We start from the raw sequence: 19,948 nt of genomic DNA on the forward strand, positions 1-19,948 counted from the left end.
TAAGAAATATAACTCGTTCTGTAGTACTTTTTTAGAAATAAAAACCGAAGGCTCCCGTAACTCCAAAAGAGCGTGCTTCTGGGTTCTGAAAATAGTTTCCACGGAAATGAAAATCGATTCGAAAGATTTTAAAAATATTACCTATACCCGCACTCCAAGACCAATAAGGATCTTGATCTGGAGCCAGCAAAATAGGGTTAGAAGTACTGGCGTTTAAATCTCGATTGGCTTGCGATAGTGTACCATAAACTCCTCGTACACTAATAATTTCTCGTAAGTTCCAGTCGCGCACCACGGGAATTCGGCTAAAAAATCGACCGTTAAAGTTATGCTCGATGTGCAAACTCGCATACTCATCGGTTACAAACTCGTAAAAATCTAGAAGCGGGAAACTGCCGTATATAGAAAATAAGGTTTGATTTCCAGGCACCACATTAAGTAAACTCAATGGCACCTCACCATAGGTTTTTCCTGTTTCTAAGGTGGTGGTTAGTTTACCAAAGCCCCCTAACTGCCAAGGATGTCTGTAATAAAACTGCAATTTTTTATAATCAAAATCGCTTGAAAGCACATCTTTTAAACCTAATGAATAATTCATGAACAACTCAGGATAATCACCATCATTCACCACTATCCGCTCTACACCATAACCTGTTGTTTTGCGTTTGGGAGTGTATTTTAACATGGTTGAAAATTGCGTTTGGCGTGTTTTATTTTCAACCTGTGTTCTAGCCTCATCCGTAAAGTAGGCTAAACTAAATTGATTTGATGCCGATTCGAGCGTACGAAAAGATCCGCCAAAGCGAACATTAAAATTTTTAAAAGGCTCAAAAGAGAGTGCGGCCGTAGTTAGATTGATATTGGTTAAACTAGTATTGGCCCCTATTGTAATTAACGATGAAGAAGCTAAGCTACGCCCTAAAACGTCATTGGTATTAGTAAGGCTAGCCCCCAATTGCTCCACGTCTCGCCGGTTACCCCCAGCAATTATAAGTCGCATCTTTTTATCGAGCAACCATTTTCCCGAAATTCCGTATTTAAATTTGTTATCTTTTAATCCGTAAGCCGTGTAACCTTCGATTCGCCAAGGATCGTTCCTGCCAAAATAGGTACGTCCGCCTACACGCAATCGCAAGCCTTCGACATCATTATAGCCAAAGGTGGAAAAAATGGGACCAAAATCGAAGTTATCAAATTCAACATAACCTGAGGCTAAAATAGAGCCCACATTATACAATCGCTGAAAAGCTTTTACGGTTTTAAGCGTATCTAACATTACGTACACTTGGCGCTCATCTTTGTTTAGCTCCTCCAAACGGTTGTTTTCCCAGAAGCTAGATTCACGATTGTAAACGTGATCGTTATAATATTGCGGCTGGTATTTGTAAAATTGCGCTCCTTTCTCTTGGTCAAAAACATACTCGTCATACAATGTGGTACGTTTGCCATATATACCTCGTGATTCTTGCTTTTTATTCAAGGAGAAGTCAGACATAAAATGATCTCGTGTAATCAAGAATACAGAATCATTCAATACCTTAAAATCTTGCTCAATATAAATTTCTTTGACCCAATTTATATTGGCGCTTTTAGTCACCTGCAACTTGATATTTTTAATAGCCCAAGTAGTATCGTTTACCCAAAAATCACCTTTAAAAGTAAGTTCATTTTTTCTTCTAGGATAATAGACAATTTTGTAACACCACTTATTATCTACAAAGGCACTATCGGCCAAGACGTAATTATAGTTATCAATACCTGTTGTGCTAAGCGGACTAACAAAGCTTTTATCGAAAAATTTAAGGTAATTATCATAAACATCATACTCGGCATACAAATCTTTAACAAAGGCAATTAAGGTTTGGTTATCGCTAAAACCAGAATTTTTATTGCCAAGCAAAATTTCTTTTTCTTTGTTTAATTTATTATCCCCATAAACGCGATACACGGCCTCATTTAAAAAAATTGGCAAATAGGTTTTACCAGTTACCGCATTGGTGTCTGTTTCTTTAAAGATAAACTCCATACCTTTAAAAATTGGACTTTTAATCAAGCTGCTATCAATAGTATTTAGATCAAATTCTTGTTTTTCGTATTTTTTGTATTGGTATTGATCAAAAAGTTTAACGCCATTTTTACGTTTATTGGCCCATATTTTACGTAAAATATCAATAGCAGGATTGTTCTTTTTTGAGGTTTTTCCCTGATAAATGACCACTTCAGATAATGCACTGGCCTCCTCTTTTAACACGATATCTAGCTTATAGTTAACGGCATTGTTTAAGGTTAACGATTTAGTCTCGAAGCCTACGAAAGAGAACACTACGCTAGAATATGTGTTTTCAGATTGCAGATAAAAGGTACCGTCATCATTAGTTATAGTACCTTCGCTAGAGTTGGCAAACACAACATTTACAAAAGGTATAGGCTCACCCTGTTCATCGGTTACCTTACCCCCTACCTTTGTTTGTGCATAAGTAAAAACAGTACACAAACAGCATAAAAAAACTGTGATTTTAGCCATAAAAAAACTTCATCTTTTGAAGATGAAGTTTCAAATATAAATCTATAATTTATTTATGCGTCTTTATATAAAACTTTTTTCACAGCTTTAACAACGTCTTCACTATTTGGTAACCATTCTTTTAACAAAACCGGTGAATATGGCGCTGGAGTATCTGCGGTATTAATCTTTAATATTGGTGCATCTAAATAATCAAAAGCATTTTCTTGAATGTGGTAAGTAATCTCTGTAGAAACATTACCAAAAGGCCAAGCTTCTTCTAGAATAACTAATCTATTGGTTTTCTTTACGGATTTGATGATTGCTTCATAATCTAAAGGGCGTACCGTTCTCAAATCGATAATCTCACAAGAAATATTTTCTTTTTCTAGCTCTTCTGCCGCTTGATAAGCCTCTTTTATAATCTTCCCAAAAGAAACGATGGTTACATCTTCTCCTTCTCTTTTAATATCTGCTTTCCCGATTGGAATGGTGTATTCTTCTTCTGGAACCTCACCTTTATCACCATACATTTGCTCGCTTTCCATAAAAATAACCGGATCGTCATCGCGAATAGCCGACTTTAAAAGTCCCTTTGCATCATAAGGATTTGAAGGAACAATAACTTTTAAACCAGGACAATTGGCATACCAACTCTCAAAGGCCTGAGAGTGTGTTGCTGCTAATTGACCCGCCGAAGCTGTAGGTCCTCTAAAAACTATAGGGCAATTAAACTGCCCGCCAGACATTTGTCTAATTTTTGCCGCATTATTGATAATCTGATCTATTCCTACCAGCGAAAAATTAAAGGTCATAAACTCTATAATAGGCCTTGTACCTGTCATGGTAGAGCCTACACCAATACCACTAAAACCAGCCTCTGAGATTGGGGTACCCCAAACGCGTTCTGGCCCAAATTCATCAAGCATTCCCTTCGAAGCTTTATATGCACCGTTGTATTCTGCTACTTCTTCCCCCATTAAATAAATGCTTTCATCATGACGCATTTCCTCACTCATAGCTTCGGCAATCGCTTCTCTGAATTGTATTGTTCTCATAATCTATTACAATTTATTTCGTGTTCTGTCTTAAAAAGCAAAAGTAGGTATATCTACGTCATAAAACTACTGCATTTTATTAAATTTTTACTATGCGTGCATAGTATTTTTTACAGTTTTTTTGTATATTCGCAACGCATAAATTAAAAAAACTTGAAAGCATGAAAATTTTAGTATGCATAAGTCACGTACCTGATACTACTTCAAAGATAAATTTTACTGACAATAATTCCGCATTTGACACCAATGGAGTTCAATTTGTAATCAACCCAAATGACGAATTCGGATTGACCCGTGCCATGTGGTTCAAAGAAAAACAAGGAGCTAGCGTAGACGTTGTAAACGTAGGCGGACCAGAAACAGAGCCTACACTACGTAAGGCTTTGGCCATTGGGGCAGACAACGCCATTCGCGTAAACACACCAGCATTAGACGGTTACCAAGTAGCTAAAGAGCTGGCTAAAGTAGCTCAAGATGGCAATTACGATTTAATCATTGCAGGAAGAGAATCAATTGATTATAACGGAGGTATGGTTCCTGGAATGATGGCTCAAATCTTAAAAGCTAACTTTGTAAATACCTGTGTAAGCCTTGAGATAGATGGAAACCAAGCCACCGCCATTCGAGAAATTGACGGGGGGAAAGAAACGTTAAAAACCAGTTTACCGCTAGTGATTGGAGGACAAAAAGGTCTTGTTGAAGAAAGCGATTTAAAAATACCAAATATGCGTGGCATTATGATGGCCAGAAAAAAGCCCTTAAACGTAGTTGAACCAAGTTCTACCGAAAGCTTTACCGAAACTAAAAGCTTTGAAAAGCCAGCGCCAAAAGGGGAGGTTAAAATCATTGAAGAAGATAATCTTGACCAATTAATAGACCTATTGCATAACGAAGCAAAAGTAATATAAGGCCCTGCGCGATTGTTGAATTAAAAAATTAAAAACATGTCAATTTTAGTATATACCGAAACCGAAAACGGAAAATTTAAAAAAGCCTCATTTGAAGCAGCCTCTTACGCTAAAGGAGTTGCCGAAAAAATGGGAACAGATGTTACTGCAGTTGCCTTTAATGCCGAAGACATAAAGGCTTTAGGGGATTATGGCGTAGCTAAGGTTTTACACATACAGAACGATAAATTAAAAACTTTTAACGCCGAAGCTTACGCGGATGCTATTGCGCAAGCCGCACAAGAAGCAGGCGCTGAAGTTGTAGTATTAGGTCAAACTGCAAATGACAAGTATCTTGCACCACTTTTAGCTGTTCAGTTAGAAGCAGGTTATGCTTCTAATGTGGTAGAGTTACCTGAAACTGAAAATGGTTTTACAGTAAAACGTAGTGTCTTTACCAACAAAGCTTTTAATCATACCGCCATAACTACCGATAAAAAAATTATCGGGGTTTCTAAAAACGCCTATGGCTTAAAAGAAAATTCGGCCGCAGCCGAGGAAAGCAGTTTTTCTCCCAACTTAAAAGAAGAAGATTTCAATATAGAAGTAGCTAGCGTAGACAAAGCTACCGACAAGGTAACCATTGCAGATGCCGAAGTTGTTGTTTCTGGCGGACGTGGTTTAAAGGGTCCTGAGAACTGGAATTTAGTTGAAGACTTAGCCGATGTTTTAGGCGCAGCAACAGCTTGTTCTAAACCCGTAAGTGATATGGGATGGAGACCTCACAGTGAGCACGTAGGGCAAACCGGTAAACCTGTAGCCTCTAACCTTTATATCGCAATTGGTATTTCTGGAGCAATTCAACACTTGGCAGGAGTAAGCGCTTCTAAAACTAAAGTAGTTATCAACAATGATCCAGAAGCTCCATTTTTCAAGGCAGCAGACTATGGTATTGTAGGTGATGCTTTTGAAGTTGTACCAAAGCTAACCGAAAAATTAAAAGAATTTAAAGCGAATAACGCATAATTTTTTATAAATTGTGCCCCTATTTAAAGGGCGGTCTAAATAGGTTTTTGTCCTTGTTTAGACCGCTTTTTTATTGAAAAGCATTTAAATTGCAAATTCTATGAGTTTAGTGCGATTAACCATAAAAGGAATATCTTACAGCCAAACCCAAAACGGCGCATATGCATTGCTATTAAGCGAGCTAGATGGCGAGCGTCAATTACCCATTGTGATTGGAGCATTTGAAGCCCAGTCAATCGCCATTGCTTTAGAAAAAGATATTAAACCGCCCAGACCACTAACCCACGATTTATTTAAAACTTTTGCAGATCGATTTGATATTCAAGTTAAACAAGTCATAATTCATAAATTGGTAGATGGAGTGTTTTACTCCAGCCTTATTTGCGAACGCGATAAAATTGAAGAGATTATCGATGCGCGTACCAGTGATGCCATTGCACTTGCACTTCGTTTTAATGCACCTATTTTTACTTATGAAAATATTTTAGACAAAGCAGGCATTTATTTAAAACCCGAACAACAAACCCCAGAAGAAAAATCGACCTCTGCTGATTTTATTTTTGATGAAGATCAAGAAGACACAGAAGAAGAACAAAGTTCTGCCTCAAAACCAAAAGGAGATTTTGCGCATAAAAGTATTACCCAGCTCGAGAAAGAATTAGAAGAAGCGGTAAAAAAAGAAGACTACGAGAAGGCAGCTAGACTGCGCGACGAGATCTCTAAAAGACAATAATTATGAAACGCCATATTGTAATAAGCCTGCTTTTTTTCTGGGTAGGTGTACTAGGAATAAACGCCCAATCGATTGAGAAGCAATGGGAATTGCTTGCCCCCCATCAAAACGACAGCTTAGCTATTGACCGTTTAAATTTAAAAGATGGCTTATTTGAGTATCAGCAGAAAAAATTAAAAACTAGTCAGCAAGGGGATTTTCTATATCAAAACGACCTTCTTCTGCTCTTTATCCCCGAAAACAATTCAGAAAAAATCCAGAAATATAGAGTAAAGCAACTATCTGATAGTTTACTCACCCTAAAAACAAACAATAGAGAATACACCTATATTACTCGCCAAAAAGCCAAAGAAACTGTTGTAGCACCGCTTCAAAAAACAGCTATTCCCAGTCAAGGATTCTCTATTGAAAGTCTTTGGAAGGGTATACTAGGGATGTTCTCTTTACTAGTTATCGCCTTTCTTTTTAGCAGTAACCGTAAAGCTATAAACTGGAAAACCGTTGGCGCTGGGCTTAGTGCTCAATTGTTATTAGCCTATGGGGTTTTACAAGTAAAATGGGTTCAAGTTGCTTTTGAATTTGTTGGTGAAATATTTGTAAAAATTCTTGATTTTACAGCTGCTGGTAGCGAATTTTTATTGGGCGGTCTTATGGATGTAAATAGTTACGGGTTTATTTTCTTGTTTCAAGTATTGCCAACAGTAATTTTCTTTTCAGCACTTACCTCAATATTATTCTACTTAGGTGTAATTCAAGTTATCGTAAAAGGATTGGCCTGGATGCTTACCAAACTATTAGGCGTTTCTGGTGCCGAAGGCTTAAGCGTTGCCGGTAATATTTTTTTAGGTCAAACCGAAGCACCTCTAATGATTAAGGCTTATTTAGAGCGCATGACCAAATCTGAAATTTTATTGGTAATGGTAGGTGGTATGGCCACTGTTGCTGGTGGAGTTTTAGCGGCTTATATTGGTTTTTTAGGCGGCGATGACCCTGTAGTTCGTTTGCAGTTTGCAAAACACTTATTAGCTGCATCGGTAATGGCTGCTCCAGGTGCCATTATTATTTCAAAAATTTTATATCCGCAACAAGAAGAAATAGATACTCGGGTTGAAGTTTCTCAAGACAAGATAGGTACCAATATCCTAGATGCCATAGCTAACGGGACTACAGAAGGGCTTAAATTAGCAGCCAATGTAGGTGCAATGCTACTTGTTTTTGTAGCGCTTATTGCAATGGTAAATTATGGTTTCGGAAAAATTGGAGAGTGGACGCACCTCAATGCTTTTTTAGCAGAAAACACCCCCTATCAAAGCTTCTCAATCGAAGCGGTACTTGGATTTGTTTTTGCGCCGTTAATGTGGCTTATTGGTATCGCCAAAGAAGATATTATGCTTATGGGGCAATTATTGGGTATTAAATTAGCAGCAAGCGAATTTGTAGGTTATATTCAATTGGCCGAATTGAAAGACGCCACCACTGGTTTAAGCCTCACCTATGAAAAATCAATCATTATGGCTACTTATATGCTTTGTGGTTTTGCTAATTTTGCTTCTATCGGTATTCAATTGGGTGGTATTGGTTCATTAGCGCCAGGGCAACGAGAAACCTTATCTAAATTTGGTATCAAAGCGGTTATAGGAGGAACTTTAGCTTCATTGCTTTCGGCTACCATTGCTGGAATGATAATTGGTTAAAATCGCTTTTTAAAGATTATATTTATTCTATAGATTTTTATAAAACTCTGCTTGCGTTAAGGATTGAGTGATTGTTGGAGCTCTTTTTTGTACCGATGTTTTTTAAGCATCTTGAAGATGTTTTGTAGTGATTATTTATTATTTTTACCCTTAAACACAAAAAAAGCGACTCACGAAAGCCTGCCACACGACTTTTTTAGGCGTGTGAACGCCCAAATTATTAAGCTATGAAGCAATACCACGATTTATTAGAGCACATTTTAATTCACGGTCACCAAAAGGGAGACCGAACGGGTACAGGTACAAAATCTGTCTTTGGATACCAAATGCGCTTTGATTTAAGTGAAGGTTTTCCTATGGTAACCACCAAGAAACTACACCTAAAATCAATTATTCACGAGTTGCTGTGGTTTTTAAATGGAGACACCAATATTAAATATTTACAAGAAAATGGTGTGCGAATTTGGAATGAGTGGGCCGATGAAAATGGTGATTTAGGGCCCATTTATGGTCATCAGTGGCGCAATTGGAACGGCGAAGAAATAGATCAAATCAAAGAAGTAGTAAATACGTTAAAAAACAACCCGAATAGCAGGCGTATGCTGGTAAGTGCTTGGAACCCGAGTGTTTTGCCTAATACTAATTTATCGTTTAGCGAGAATGTAGCCCAAAATAAAGCTGCATTACCACCCTGCCATGCATTTTTTCAATTTTATGTAGCCAATAACAAGTTGTCTTGCCAATTGTACCAGCGCAGCGCCGATGTGTTCTTGGGTGTGCCATTTAACATTGCTTCTTATGCGCTCTTAACACTTATGATGGCTCAAGTGTGCGGATATGAACCGGGAGATTTTATTCACACTTTTGGCGATGTACATATTTATAACAACCACGTAGAGCAGGTAAAACTTCAATTGAGCAGATCACCAAAACCGCTCCCTAAAATGATTCTTAACCCAGAGGTTAAAGATATTTTCTCATTTACTTATTCTGATTTTACGTTAGAAGATTACAATCCGCATCCTGGCATAAAAGCAAAGGTTGCTATTTAAATTTATACTATGAAACGCTTTATTTTATTTCTTTTTATACTTTCATCTCCAATTGCTTTTTCTCAGGTAAGCGGCAACACGGTTACGAGCAAAGAAAAAGCTCCTATCTGGCCGGGCTGTGAAGAAGTAAAGGTTAAAGCCGATTGCTTTAACAAAATGTTGAGCAAGCATATTCAACAAAATTTCACCTTCCCAAAAGAGTACACCTCAGCCGATAAAGGCAGCAAGGTAATAGTTCGTTTTGTTATTGACAAGCGAGGCGAACCGGCTATAAAAAAGGTTACTGGCGGTAAGCCTTATTTGCAGGAAGCGGCTAAAAAAATCATTCTTAGCATTCCTAAAATGCAACCTGGAAGCCTTAACGGCGAACCCCGAGCAATTAGCTACGCGGTACCTTTTAATTTTTAAGCTTAAAGCGGATTTCTTATTTCTTAGAAGACCCAATCAGCCAAGCTATAAGGGTTTTGATTATTCATTTCTTCGTAAATTTTGAAAATGCTTTGTCTTTTTAAATGGATGAGTTAACTTTCGTCTATTGGATTTAAACAAATTAAAATTGAGCCAGTTTTAGCAAGCCCTTAACACATAAACAATGTTGTGATTCAATTTAAATTGTACCTTTGAGAAAGACCTTAAAAAGACACATTTGTCATGCAAAACCGCGCTTTACTCCAACTCTTTAAAAACACCCGGCAACAATCTGAAAAAATTTGCAGTCCGCTTCAGGTCGAAGACTATGTCATACAACCGGTTGAATTTGTATCTCCGCCCAAATGGCATCTAGGTCACACCTCGTGGTTTTTCGAAGAATTTATCTTAAAACAGCATAAACCAAATTATAAAGTTTATGATAAAGATTTCGGTTTTGTTTTTAACAGTTACTATGAAAGTGTGGGCGAAAAGGTAATTCGCACCCATCGAGGTAATTTATCGCGGCCAACCGTAGAAGAGGTATACAACTATAGAAAATATGTTACACAAGAAATTTGCGCATTTTTAGAACAGCATGTAATAAGTGAAGATCTTGATTCGGTTTTTCAAATAGGAATACATCACGAAAAACAACATCAAGAATTACTGCTTACAGACATAAAATATATTTTAGGTAATAATCCTTTATTACCCGCTTATGACAAGGATTTTATCGAAAATAACACAGAAAATCAATCACTGCAATGGTTACAAGTACCTGAAGGCTTATATAAAATAGGTCTGCCTGAGACTAGCACAGATTTTGCTTACGATAATGAGAAAGCAGAGCATCGCGTTTTCTTACAAGATTTCTTCATCGCTAACAAATTGGTTACCAATCAAGATTATCTAGATTTTATTAATAGTGGCGGATACCAAAACGTTTTGCTCTGGCATGCCGAAGCTTGGGATTGGCTAACAGCAGAGAAGATTACCGCTCCCGCTTATTGGCACTTAATAAATGATGAGTGGCACCAATATACTTTAGCCGGTTTAAAACCCATTGATTTACAAGCTCCGCTTACCCATATTTCTTATTATGAAGCCTTTGCTTTTGCCCAATGGAAAAACTTACGCCTACCTACCGAATTTGAATGGGAAGTAGCCCAACACCTTTTTAATTGGGGTCATCGTTGGGAGTGGACAGAAAGTGCCTACCTACCCTATCCTAAATATAAAAAAGCCGAAGGTGCCTTAGGCGAGTATAACGGTAAATTTATGGTTAATCAAAAAGTACTGCGTGGCGGTTCTATTGCCACCTCAAAAAATCATACGCGAAAAACTTATCGTAATTTCTTTCACCCTTACCTTCGCTGGCAATATACAGGCTTAAGACTCGCAAAATAACAACACGACTAAAAAATATGAAAAAAAACAAAATAAAATCCTTAAAAAGCGATTTTGAAAAAGATGTTTTAAAAGGATTAAGCAGCTATCCTAAATATCTCGACAGTAAATATATCTATGACCAAAAAGGCGATAAGTTATTTCAACAAATAATGCATATGCCCGAGTATTATTTGACCCGCTGCGAACATGAGATTATAACCACCCACCAAAAAGAATTATGTTCTATTTTTAGCGATAACACAGGGTTTGATTTAATCGAACTTGGCGCAGGCGATGGTAAAAAAACAAAAGTTATTTTAGAAGGCTTGCTAAAAGCAGATGCAAACTTCACTTATTTACCAATTGATATTAGCCTTCATAGTTTAGAAGACTTGCAAGAGAGGTTGTTACTAGAACTCCCAGACTTACATATAGAACCATTACAGGGAAGTTATTTCAAAGTTTTAAAGCGGTTAAAACGTTATATAAACCGTAAAAAAGTCCTTCTTGTTTTAGGATCAAATATTGGTAATTTAAACCATAAGAAAGCGATCCTCTTTTTGAAGAATATTCAAAAGTCTATGCAAGAAAACGATTTGCTTTTTATGGGATTTGATCAAAAAAAAGACCCTCAAGTAATACTTAATGCCTACAACGATGCTGCCGGTATTACCGCTGAATTCAACAAAAACTTATTGCACCGCATCAATAAACAGTTGGATGCAAATTTTAATGTAGATCAATTTAAACATTGGGAGACTTATAACCCAGAAACCGGTACTGCTAAAAGTTTTTTAGTTTGCCAAGAACCGCAACAAGTGCTCATTAAAAAATTAGATCTTGTCGTAAATTTTGAAGCTTATGAAAGCATACATTGCGAAATAAGTCAGAAGTATGACGATGCCACCGTAGCTTGGCTTGCAAATAAAGCTGGATTAGAAATAGTCAATACTTTTACCGATCAACGCGCTTATTATAAAAATTATATTTTCAAGAAAAAAGCAGGATTTGCTTAATAAGGTAAATTTTTAAGCGCCTTTAGCAAATAGTTTAAGTCTTTGATACTATTATAATAATGAAAACCAATACGAATACCTTGGCCACGCTGTGCACAAATAATATTTTGATTTTTTAAATAGGCTAAGTTTCTAGTATCTATTTGCAAATTAAATATGGGAGAAGAGGTGCTCTGTCTTATGATTTGATTTTCTAACAAGTTCAACTCAGCAAAGGCTGATTTTGCGGTTCGACTAATTTTCTCAATTTTTTTGTAGATTTTTTCTTCCCCAATTTCAAAAAGGGTCTCTAAAGCAGGCGCCAATGAACCCAGCTGCATTAAATCTAAATGCCCAGGTTCTAATTTTTTATGTAGAGCTATAGCTTGCAAAGAGCTCTCTTTATTTACAGCATTTGAGCCTATAGTTTTAGGCTGCACACGCATTTCTAATCCTTTACGAAAGACAAAAAAGGCACTACCCCAACCGGCGTGCAGCCATTTATAGGCACTAACCCCTAAAATATCTATACCTGATTCCTCAAAATTGAAAGATTCGGTACCGCAAAATTGGGTGCCGTCGGCTATAAATAGCGTTTGTGGAAAAATTTGTTTTAAGTTCTTTATAAAAGAAGCATTCAATTTTAAACCGTTTAAATACTGAATGACACTAAAGATAAATACATCGGGTTGTTCTTTTTTGAAAGCCTTAAATATAGTTTCTTCGATATCCGCTTTAAGCGCTATTTCTCGAAATTGAAAATCCCATTTTTTAACGGCTAAGGTGATTGATGGGTAATCATTTTCTATAAACATAATTTTGCTATTCGGTGAAATACCACTCAATACCCCGTGAAATCCGAATGAAAAGTTAGGGGTAAAAGCAATATTCCCTGTTTTAACTCGTAGCAAGCGTTTTAAATAATTAGTTACTTGGTTCAATTGGGAATCATAATTTTCAAAATACCTTGTCGGATGCTGCAGGTGTAAATCAAGTATATCTTTCTTATAATTATAAACATTTTGAGGAATAAGACCCATAGCCGGGGTGTTGAGATAAACGCTATTTGAAAGCCCAGGAAAAAGTTGGTCTAAATTGTTCATGCCTCTTGTTTTATATAGAAAAATAGTACATTTGAATATAATCAAATTAATCTAAACATTATGGCTCCTTCATCGACAAAAAAACCCAGTATCGATCCTGAGCAAAAACAGCTTATAGAGAATGCACAACACCGCATTAAACAAAAGAAAAACTTATCTCGACACTTCGTGTTTTTCTTGGCAGGTAGCATTCTATTCATTCTACTAAACTTGGTTCTTGGTTTTGGCAAAGATTTCAGGCTTTTTGACGTCGACTGGTTTGTTTGGGCGATTGTTCTATGGCTTTTCATTTTATTAATTCACACTATAAATGTGTTATTGATGAGTAAGTTTATGGACAAGGATTGGGAGAATAAACAATTAGAATTATTGGTAGCCAAGCAAAAAGAGCGCATTGCAGAGCTTCAAGCAAGAGTAGATAAGGAATATCCTTTACCTCATTTTAAAACGAATAATCCCCATGACATTAATAAGGATGACGATTTAGATAGCATTAAACCCTATAATCAATAATTTTATGATTACTATGATTGCCGCAATTGGGCAGAATTTTGCTTTAGGAAAAGACAATGAGCTTCTTTGGCACCTGCCAGATGATTTTAAAAGGTTTAAGAAAATCACCTCACATCACGATATTATAATGGGCCGAAAAACCTTTGAATCATTTCCAAAACCACTGCCTAATCGAAGACACTTGGTAATTACTAGGCAAAAAGACTATCAAAAAGAAGGTGCGGTAGTGGTACATTCTTTAGAAGAAGCGCTAGAACAAGTTCCTAAAGAAGAAGATTGCTTTATAATTGGAGGAGGTGAGATTTATGCTTTAGGATTAGAAAAAGCAGATCGCTTAGAGTTAACTTGGGTAAACGGCACCTTTGAAGCAGATGCCTTTTTTCCTCGTTTTAATAAACAAAACTGGAGAATCACAAAACAAAAATTCCACCCGGCAGACGATAAACATGCATATAGTTTCTACTACACCAGTTATATCAAAATTTAAACTCCAATGTTGATCAGTCAGATCGCAAAAAAAGAACAATTTAGATTAGGCAACCAAACTTGCATTAGCCAAAACGAACAAGTTGGAGTTTATCTTATTACCGACATCAATCAGGTTAAATTTGTGCTTAAAGTCTTTACTGGAAAAAGCGCTCTGCAGCAATGCCAACAAGAAACCGATTCGCTCCGCTTTTATGGAAGAAAGGCTGCATTAAAAACGCCACAGATCACTCAAATTAACAAGATAAAACAGGCTCATTATTATTTGATGGAATATATGCCCAACCAAATGAAGGCTAACGATTATTGGAAAATATTTGGTAGGCAACTCGCTTTAACTCACTTGACTTCGGCTGATTTATTCGGCTTGCATTTTGATAATTATATAGGGCAATTAGAACAATTAAACGCTGCTAAAAAGCCAAAAGCAGCCGATTTTTTCATTCATAATAGATTAGAAACACAAATTGAGTTGGCACGTAAAAAAGGATTCCATTTTAAGGCTCTCGACAGTTTTTATAAAAATATAGAGAATCTTATTCCAGATGAAAAGCCAGCTTTGATTCACGGCGATCTATGGCACGGGAATTTATTATCTGATGAAAAAGGGAATCCTGGTGTAATTGACACCGCTTGTTGCTTTGGTCCACGTGCTATGGATTGGGCTATGATGGAGTTATTTGGCGGATTTGATTCGTCTTGGGTAGATAGTTACCACGAAGTTTACCCCTTGCCCACAAGCTGGAAAAAACACCTAGGCATTTGGCAACTTTATTACTTACTGGTTCATTTAAATATTTTTGGCAAATCATACTACAATCCTTGCCAAGAAATAATAACAAAATACAGGTAAATTAACAAATAGAGTCGTTTTTTTAATAATTTTTAAACAGTAAACTGTCGCTTTCGATTGTAACTTTAAAGAAAAAACATGAGTACTGTAAACAAAAACAATCAAGAAGCCCTTGAAAAATTATAAAAACTAACAAACTCAATAGAAACTTGCATGATGCTTACGGGATTAGATAAGCGCCCCATTCATGCTAATCCTATGACGCAAAAAAAGATTGACGAAGAAGGGAATATTTGGTTTTTAAGTCCTGGTGACAGTGAGCACAATAAAAACATCACTCAATCCAGAAATACACAACTTATCTACAACGATACCCAAGCCAATACCTTTGTATCGGTTTATGGCGAAACAGAAATTGTATTGGATGATACTATTTTAAAGGACTTATACACGAGTATTTCTGATAATTGGTTTAATGGTGTAGATGATCCTAATTTAACCGCGCTTAAGTTTACGCCTACTAACGCTTATTATTGGGATACCAAAACCAATAAATTCATTAGCTTTTTAAAAATAGCAAAGGGTAGCATAACTGGTGAAAAACAAGATATAGGAAACAAAGGACATCTAAATTTATAAGTCAGTCCCTTATTAGTGGTCATCAAAAAAGTCAAAGCAAGGAAAATTAATTTCGCGTTATAAAAAGTTAATTTTTACAAGCTATCTTTTTTCTTATTTTTGCCGCAACTAAATAACATGACTATGAAAGCATATGTTTTTCCAGGACAAGGAGCTCAATATCCCGGTATGGGATTAGATTTATATGAAAAATATCCCGAAGCACAAGATTTGTTCAACAAGGCAAATAAGATATTAGGATTTTCTATAACCGATATAATGTTTGAGGGTAGCGCTGAAGATTTAAAGCAAACCAAAGTAACACAACCGGCTATATTTTTGCATTCGGTAATAATGCATAAGATTTTAGGCGAAGCAGGCCAACCAGATATGGTAGCAGGTCATTCTTTAGGGGAATTTTCTGCACTTGTAGCGAACAGTACTTTGAGTTTTGAAGATGCTTTAAAGTTAGTAGCTAAGCGTGCGCAAGCAATGCAAAAAGCTTGCGAGCTACAAGACTCTACTATGGCTGCGGTGTTAGGTCTAGAAGATGAATTGGTTGAAGCCGTTTGCGCAAATATAGAAGGAACAGTAGTTGCTGCTAACTATAATTGTCCAGGACAGATAGTTATTTCTGGAGAAACAAAAGCAGTAGAAGAGGCTTGTGCTGCACTTAAAGAAAAAGGAGCTAAACGTGCACTTTTGTTACCCGTAGGAGGCGCTTTTCACTCTCCACTGATGGAGCCAGCACGCGAAGAACTAGCCCAAGCTATCGAAGAGACACAGTTTAATACACCTACTTGCCCGGTATACCAAAATGTAACCACCTTTGGAGTAACCAATCCAGATGAAATAAAGAAAAATTTGATTTTTCAGCTGACCGCACCGGTTAAATGGACGCAAAGTGTTCAACAAATGATTAATGATGGAGCGACACAATTCACCGAAGTAGGACCAGGTAAAGTCTTGCAGGGGCTTATTAAAAAAGTAGATCGAAAGATGCCAACCTTCGCCGCTGAACTATAAAATTTTATTTTAACAATTAAAAGAAGTAGCTTTGCATAAAATTAACATTTATGAAAGCTACTTTTTTCATTTTAGCCCTTTTTTGGGCCACAATAAGCTTTGCTCAATTTCAATCTCTTAAACAATTAAAAAGCGATTACCTGGCAAATGAAAAAAACGACTACGAAGTCTTGTTCGCACACTTTAATAAAACCAAGTTTCTTCCAGGTGAAGATTTATGGCTAACCGTTTACGCTAATAGCTCTCACACGGGAACCCCTAGACAGCTTACCAGTAACGCCCTTTTAAGCATATACAATGTAGACAATCAAAGTGTACTGAGCAATTATCAAATTTATATAGAAAATGGTACCGGCTCCAGTTTTGTAAAGCTAAACAAAGCTATTTTTAAACCAGGAAAATATGTAGCTGTAATTTCAACGCAATACCTTAAAAACTTCAATTCCAACTATTCTTACACCCAAGAGTTGGAAATACTTAGTAACGAAAAAATTGCTGTTGCCGAACCAACAAAGACTATTAAACCTAAAATTTTTATTCAGGATTTCCCTGAGGGAGGCCATTTGTTAAAAAACACAGCCAATGTTGTTGCTTTAAAAGCTAATTACGACAATGGTAGCCCTGTTAAAAATTATACAGCCGTCTTAGTAAATAAAAGCAAAGACACTTTGTTGCATTTTAAATCGAATCAATTGGGTACGAGTAAATTTAACTTTGTACCACAAGAAGGGCAGTATACAATACACATCAAAACAGAAAATGGGGCAAGCTATAAACATAATTTAAGCATTGTAAAAACAATTGGCATAAACCTAACTATTAATACTATGCCGCAAAATTACACGGCTATACAAGTAAACACTAACAAAACCTCGTATGATAAAATTAAAAATAAACCCTTTTATCTTTTGATTCATAAGGATGGAAAACTTTTTTCTCAAGAGTTCAGATTTGAAGATGGTAGAAATAATTTAGAAATCAGAATTCCAAAAAAGGCTCTACCATCAGGAGTAAATACGGCTACGGTTTTTAATCATCAGTTTGAACCGATTTTAGAACGTCTCTTTTACAATAGTTTTGGAGTAAATAGAATTCCGCTTCAAGCGAAAGTTAAAGAAGATTTATTAGATAGTTTAAAAGTAGAAATCACAAGTTCGAAACATATTGACACTTTAGCTCAAATGAGTATATCTGTATTACCAATCGCCAGCGAAGCTTATGAACCTGCCCACTCAATTATCTCTGCAAATGTTTTAAAACCGTATGTTCGTGGCCATTTAGACCAACCTAGTTATTATTTTAATCCTGATATTTCGAGCCGTAAAAGAGAGTATTTAATAGATTTATTGCTATGTACTCAAGGTTGGAGAAAAATAGATTGGAATCAATTGGGCGCTAAAAATTTAAAATATGCTGCAGAAAATGGATTTACTATTAAAGGAAAATTACTCAATCATAATGAACGCAGAAAAACCACTATATTTTTAAAAACACCAGGGTTTTCACAAGTTTTTGATGTAAATGCGAACGGTGAATTTATAGCTGAAAACATATATGTACAAGATAGCGCCAAAGTATCATTGGGTACTGTAAATGAAAGATCTGAGAAATTAAAAAAGCCAAAAATTACAGCAAGAATACTTCCTGTTAAGGTAAAAAATACGGCATTTAAAAATTACCAATGGAAAAGTAATGACGCCATTGACCAAGGTAGTCCTGATTTTTCTTTAAAGAATTTAAACAATTCTATTTTTAGTACAGAAGAACTCGATTCTATTGTTATTCAAGCTAAAAAAGCCAGAAGAGAGAAACCTCGTAGATTCAATGATGTAATTTACACCGAGGACATAAATCAAAATCACGTTTTGGTGACTAATTTTATACGTTCAAAGGGTTATTTGGTTAAACAAAATATTGGAAAATTGGTAATTCTCTCTAACATTAGAAAAAACATCTCTGGAAAAGGTGACCGACAAGTACTTTTAATAATTGACAATTTTCAAGTTAGGGATCCAGAAACAGCTGATCTTTACTTGAATCAGTTATTCATGGAAGATATAGAATACATTGCTTTTAACAAACAAGGTAGCAGTTTTGGAGTAACTGGTTTTAACGGAATTATAAAAATTAAAACAAAACTCGATTACCGAGAGAGAAAACGCTCTAACGATTTATTTTACGAATATGTAAGCAACAATGGATACCATCCTGCAAAAGAATTTTATCGCCCTCCCTTTAAAGATTTCCTAAACCCTCTTTTCAAAAAATATGGCGCTATTGAATGGGTAGATCAACTTATTCTAGATAAAAATAAGCAGAAAGCAAATTTTCTCATTGAAAACACCTGGAACCGAAAAGTCAATCTGTTTATAGAAGGGATATCTAGCGATGGTAAATTTATTTCAGAAATTATAGAACTCAACACCTTACCAACCAATAACGAATAAAAAAAGCAGCCCGTGGGCTGCTTTTTTTATTTACTATTACCTTATTTTATAAAATCATTTATTGTTTGTGTAATGTAGTTGATTTGATCATCTTCTAATTCTGTATGCATAGGAAGTGCAATTACCTCTTTCACCAATTGATTGGTCACCGCAAAATCTTTTTCGTGATAACGATCATCTAAATAAGCTTTTTGCTTATGTAAAGGTATTGGGTAATAAATCCCACAAGGTATATCTTGAGCTTGCAAATGCTTGATTAAAGCATCCCGCTGACCGTTCATCACACGTAAGGTATATTGATGAAAGACATGGGTGTCATCGCTTTCAATAATTTTTGGAGTAATTAAGTTTTTATTTTGACTTAACGCAGCAGAGTATTTCTTAGCTGCTGCACGGCGAGCAGCATTGTACTCATCTAAATGTGGTAGTTTAGCACGTAAAACAGCTGCTTGCAAACTATCTAATCTAGAATTAACCCCAACCACATCATGATGATAACGCTCATACATACCATGGTTTACAATCCCTCTTAGCCGATGCGCTAATTGATCATCATTAGTAAATAAAGCTCCACCATCACCGTAACAACCTAAATTTTTTGAAGGAAAAAAAGAGGTTGTTCCAACGTGACCAATGCCACCTGTTTTTGAAACCTGTCCGTCTTTAGCGTAATGGTTTGCGCCAATGGCTTGTGCATTATCTTCAATCACAAATAAGTTGTACTTTTCTGCAATTTCCAATATGGCATTCATATCGGCCGATTGCCCGAATAAATGCACAGGAACAATAGCTTTTGTTTTTGGTGTAATGGCAGCTTCAATGGCCTTAGGATTTATGTTAAAACTCTCAGCGTCTACATCTACCAACACGGGAGTTAAATTCAATAAGGCTATCACCTCTACTGTTGCGGCAAAAGTAAAATCTGTTGTTATCACCTCGTCTCCAGGCTTTAAACCCAGCCCCATCATTGCAATTTGTAAAGCATCTGTACCATTAGCACAAGGTATCACGTGTTTAACCCCTAGATAGGCTTCTAATTCGCTTTGAAAGTGATGCACCTCTGGCCCATTAATAAAAGCTGTATTTTCTAAAATTTGTTCAAAAGAGCTATTAACTTGATTTTTTATTCCTAGAAATTGACCTTTCAAGTCAACCATTTGTATTTTTTTCATAAGCTTGTTTTAACGATTACAAAAATAAGAAATAATACGCGC

Annotated in this window: 18 protein-coding genes; 14 read left to right on the forward strand and 4 right to left on the reverse strand. The window is 36.2% G+C overall.

All coding sequences use genetic code 11. From position 1 onward, the window contains the following. Positions 1-31: 31 nt before the first annotated feature. Positions 32-2,524, reverse strand: a complete 2,493-nt coding sequence (locus ACFSQ0_RS00575) for a DUF5686 and carboxypeptidase-like regulatory domain-containing protein (RefSeq protein WP_379042638.1) — start codon at positions 2,522-2,524, stop codon at positions 32-34. A gap of 53 nt (positions 2,525-2,577) precedes the next feature. Continuing rightward, a complete protein-coding gene (locus ACFSQ0_RS00580) occupies positions 2,578-3,561 on the reverse strand; it encodes a pyruvate dehydrogenase complex E1 component subunit beta (protein ID WP_379042641.1) in 984 nt (327 codons plus the stop codon). A 161-nt stretch (positions 3,562-3,722) separates the two neighbouring features. On the opposite strand from ACFSQ0_RS00580, the gene ACFSQ0_RS00585 reads away from it, so the two are divergent. The 8 genes from ACFSQ0_RS00585 to egtD all read left to right on the forward strand — a co-directional run bounded on the left by ACFSQ0_RS00585 (position 3,723) and on the right by egtD (position 11,769). Beyond that, the gene (locus tag ACFSQ0_RS00585; RefSeq protein WP_379042644.1) at positions 3,723-4,469 is read left to right on the forward strand and encodes an electron transfer flavoprotein subunit beta/FixA family protein; all 747 of its coding nucleotides are present in this window, start codon (positions 3,723-3,725) and stop codon (positions 4,467-4,469) included. Between the two features lie 36 nt (positions 4,470-4,505). Next, positions 4,506-5,474 carry an electron transfer flavoprotein subunit alpha/FixB family protein gene (locus tag ACFSQ0_RS00590; RefSeq protein WP_379042647.1) on the forward strand — a complete coding sequence of 323 codons (969 nt, stop codon included), beginning with the start codon at positions 4,506-4,508 and terminating at the stop codon, positions 5,472-5,474. Positions 5,475-5,574: 100 nt separating this feature from the next. Beyond that, positions 5,575-6,207: a bifunctional nuclease family protein gene (locus tag ACFSQ0_RS00595; RefSeq protein WP_379042650.1), complete on the forward strand. Its 633-nt coding sequence runs from the start codon at positions 5,575-5,577 to the stop codon at positions 6,205-6,207. Between the two features lie 2 nt (positions 6,208-6,209). Then, positions 6,210-7,901: a NupC/NupG family nucleoside CNT transporter gene (locus ACFSQ0_RS00600; RefSeq protein WP_379042653.1), complete on the forward strand. Its 1,692-nt coding sequence runs from the start codon at positions 6,210-6,212 to the stop codon at positions 7,899-7,901. Positions 7,902-8,128: 227 nt separating this feature from the next. Next, entirely contained in the window at positions 8,129-8,953 is an 825-nt protein-coding gene (locus ACFSQ0_RS00605; RefSeq protein WP_379042656.1) for a thymidylate synthase, read from the forward strand. Between the two features lie 9 nt (positions 8,954-8,962). After that, positions 8,963-9,361 (forward strand): energy transducer TonB, encoded by a 399-nt coding sequence (locus tag ACFSQ0_RS00610; RefSeq protein WP_379042659.1) that lies wholly within the window; start codon positions 8,963-8,965, stop codon positions 9,359-9,361. 243 nt (positions 9,362-9,604) lie between these two features. Then, positions 9,605-10,771: an ergothioneine biosynthesis protein EgtB gene (gene egtB, locus ACFSQ0_RS00615; protein WP_379042662.1), complete on the forward strand. Its 1,167-nt coding sequence runs from the start codon at positions 9,605-9,607 to the stop codon at positions 10,769-10,771. A 17-nt stretch (positions 10,772-10,788) separates the two neighbouring features. Continuing rightward, complete coding sequence (gene egtD / locus ACFSQ0_RS00620; RefSeq protein WP_379042665.1) at positions 10,789-11,769, forward strand: L-histidine N(alpha)-methyltransferase; 981 nt, start codon at positions 10,789-10,791, stop codon at positions 11,767-11,769. On the opposite strand, the gene ACFSQ0_RS00625 is transcribed toward egtD, so the two are convergent. Then, complete coding sequence (locus ACFSQ0_RS00625; protein WP_379042668.1) at positions 11,766-12,851, reverse strand: aminotransferase class V-fold PLP-dependent enzyme; 1,086 nt, start codon at positions 12,849-12,851, stop codon at positions 11,766-11,768. The genes egtD and ACFSQ0_RS00625 overlap by 4 nt on opposite strands. 60 nt (positions 12,852-12,911) lie before the next feature. Here ACFSQ0_RS00625 and ACFSQ0_RS00630 point away from each other — a divergent pair, with 60 nt between their 5' ends. The 6 genes from ACFSQ0_RS00630 to ACFSQ0_RS00655 all read left to right on the forward strand — a co-directional run bounded on the left by ACFSQ0_RS00630 (position 12,912) and on the right by ACFSQ0_RS00655 (position 18,734). Continuing rightward, positions 12,912-13,364 carry a 2TM domain-containing protein gene (locus ACFSQ0_RS00630; protein WP_379042671.1) on the forward strand — a complete coding sequence of 151 codons (453 nt, stop codon included), beginning with the start codon at positions 12,912-12,914 and terminating at the stop codon, positions 13,362-13,364. A gap of 4 nt (positions 13,365-13,368) precedes the next feature. Then, positions 13,369-13,851 (forward strand): dihydrofolate reductase, encoded by a 483-nt coding sequence (locus tag ACFSQ0_RS00635; RefSeq protein ID WP_379042674.1) that lies wholly within the window; start codon positions 13,369-13,371, stop codon positions 13,849-13,851. 6 nt (positions 13,852-13,857) lie between these two features. Beyond that, positions 13,858-14,703 (forward strand): fructosamine kinase family protein, encoded by an 846-nt coding sequence (locus ACFSQ0_RS00640; RefSeq protein WP_379042677.1) that lies wholly within the window; start codon positions 13,858-13,860, stop codon positions 14,701-14,703. A 141-nt stretch (positions 14,704-14,844) separates the two neighbouring features. Beyond that, on the forward strand, positions 14,845-15,282 hold the full coding sequence (locus tag ACFSQ0_RS00645; protein WP_379042883.1) for a pyridoxamine 5'-phosphate oxidase family protein: 438 nt from the start codon (positions 14,845-14,847) through the stop codon (positions 15,280-15,282). 123 nt (positions 15,283-15,405) lie between these two features. Then, positions 15,406-16,287: an ACP S-malonyltransferase gene (gene fabD / locus ACFSQ0_RS00650; protein ID WP_379042680.1), complete on the forward strand. Its 882-nt coding sequence runs from the start codon at positions 15,406-15,408 to the stop codon at positions 16,285-16,287. A gap of 50 nt (positions 16,288-16,337) precedes the next feature. Next, positions 16,338-18,734 (forward strand): hypothetical protein, encoded by a 2,397-nt coding sequence (locus tag ACFSQ0_RS00655; protein ID WP_379042683.1) that lies wholly within the window; start codon positions 16,338-16,340, stop codon positions 18,732-18,734. 41 nt (positions 18,735-18,775) lie between these two features. Here the strand turns inward: ACFSQ0_RS00655 and ACFSQ0_RS00660 are convergent, their stop codons facing one another. Next, a complete protein-coding gene (locus ACFSQ0_RS00660) occupies positions 18,776-19,906 on the reverse strand; it encodes a DegT/DnrJ/EryC1/StrS family aminotransferase (RefSeq protein ID WP_379042686.1) in 1,131 nt (376 codons plus the stop codon). Positions 19,907-19,948 lie beyond the last annotated feature (42 nt).

It is taken from the genome of Mesonia sediminis (assembly GCF_042684705.1).
GTDB classification, from domain to species: Bacteria; Bacteroidota; Bacteroidia; order Flavobacteriales; family Flavobacteriaceae; genus Mesonia; species Mesonia sediminis.

Excerpts from the sequence above, each read along its gene's own strand:
- ACFSQ0_RS00585 (WP_379042644.1), top strand. The coding sequence starts at position 3,723 with ATGAAAATTTTAGTATGCATAAGTCACGTACCTGATACTACTTCAAAG.
- egtB (WP_379042662.1), top strand. The coding sequence starts at position 9,605 with ATGCAAAACCGCGCTTTACTCCAACTCTTTAAAAACACCCGGCAACAA.
- ACFSQ0_RS00600 (WP_379042653.1), top strand. The coding sequence starts at position 6,210 with ATGAAACGCCATATTGTAATAAGCCTGCTTTTTTTCTGGGTAGGTGTA.
- ACFSQ0_RS00605 (WP_379042656.1), top strand. The coding sequence starts at position 8,129 with ATGAAGCAATACCACGATTTATTAGAGCACATTTTAATTCACGGTCAC.
- ACFSQ0_RS00640 (WP_379042677.1), top strand. The coding sequence starts at position 13,858 with ATGTTGATCAGTCAGATCGCAAAAAAAGAACAATTTAGATTAGGCAAC.
- ACFSQ0_RS00630 (WP_379042671.1), top strand. The coding sequence starts at position 12,912 with ATGGCTCCTTCATCGACAAAAAAACCCAGTATCGATCCTGAGCAAAAA.
- ACFSQ0_RS00590 (WP_379042647.1), top strand. The coding sequence starts at position 4,506 with ATGTCAATTTTAGTATATACCGAAACCGAAAACGGAAAATTTAAAAAA.
- ACFSQ0_RS00625 (WP_379042668.1), bottom strand. The coding sequence starts at position 12,851 with ATGAACAATTTAGACCAACTTTTTCCTGGGCTTTCAAATAGCGTTTAT.
- ACFSQ0_RS00595 (WP_379042650.1), top strand. The coding sequence starts at position 5,575 with ATGAGTTTAGTGCGATTAACCATAAAAGGAATATCTTACAGCCAAACC.
- ACFSQ0_RS00580 (WP_379042641.1), bottom strand. The coding sequence starts at position 3,561 with ATGAGAACAATACAATTCAGAGAAGCGATTGCCGAAGCTATGAGTGAG.
- ACFSQ0_RS00575 (WP_379042638.1), bottom strand. The coding sequence starts at position 2,524 with ATGGCTAAAATCACAGTTTTTTTATGCTGTTTGTGTACTGTTTTTACT.
- fabD (WP_379042680.1), top strand. The coding sequence starts at position 15,406 with ATGAAAGCATATGTTTTTCCAGGACAAGGAGCTCAATATCCCGGTATG.
- ACFSQ0_RS00635 (WP_379042674.1), top strand. The coding sequence starts at position 13,369 with ATGATTACTATGATTGCCGCAATTGGGCAGAATTTTGCTTTAGGAAAA.
- ACFSQ0_RS00660 (WP_379042686.1), bottom strand. The coding sequence starts at position 19,906 with ATGAAAAAAATACAAATGGTTGACTTGAAAGGTCAATTTCTAGGAATA.
- ACFSQ0_RS00610 (WP_379042659.1), top strand. The coding sequence starts at position 8,963 with ATGAAACGCTTTATTTTATTTCTTTTTATACTTTCATCTCCAATTGCT.
- egtD (WP_379042665.1), top strand. The coding sequence starts at position 10,789 with ATGAAAAAAAACAAAATAAAATCCTTAAAAAGCGATTTTGAAAAAGAT.
- ACFSQ0_RS00655 (WP_379042683.1), top strand. The coding sequence starts at position 16,338 with ATGAAAGCTACTTTTTTCATTTTAGCCCTTTTTTGGGCCACAATAAGC.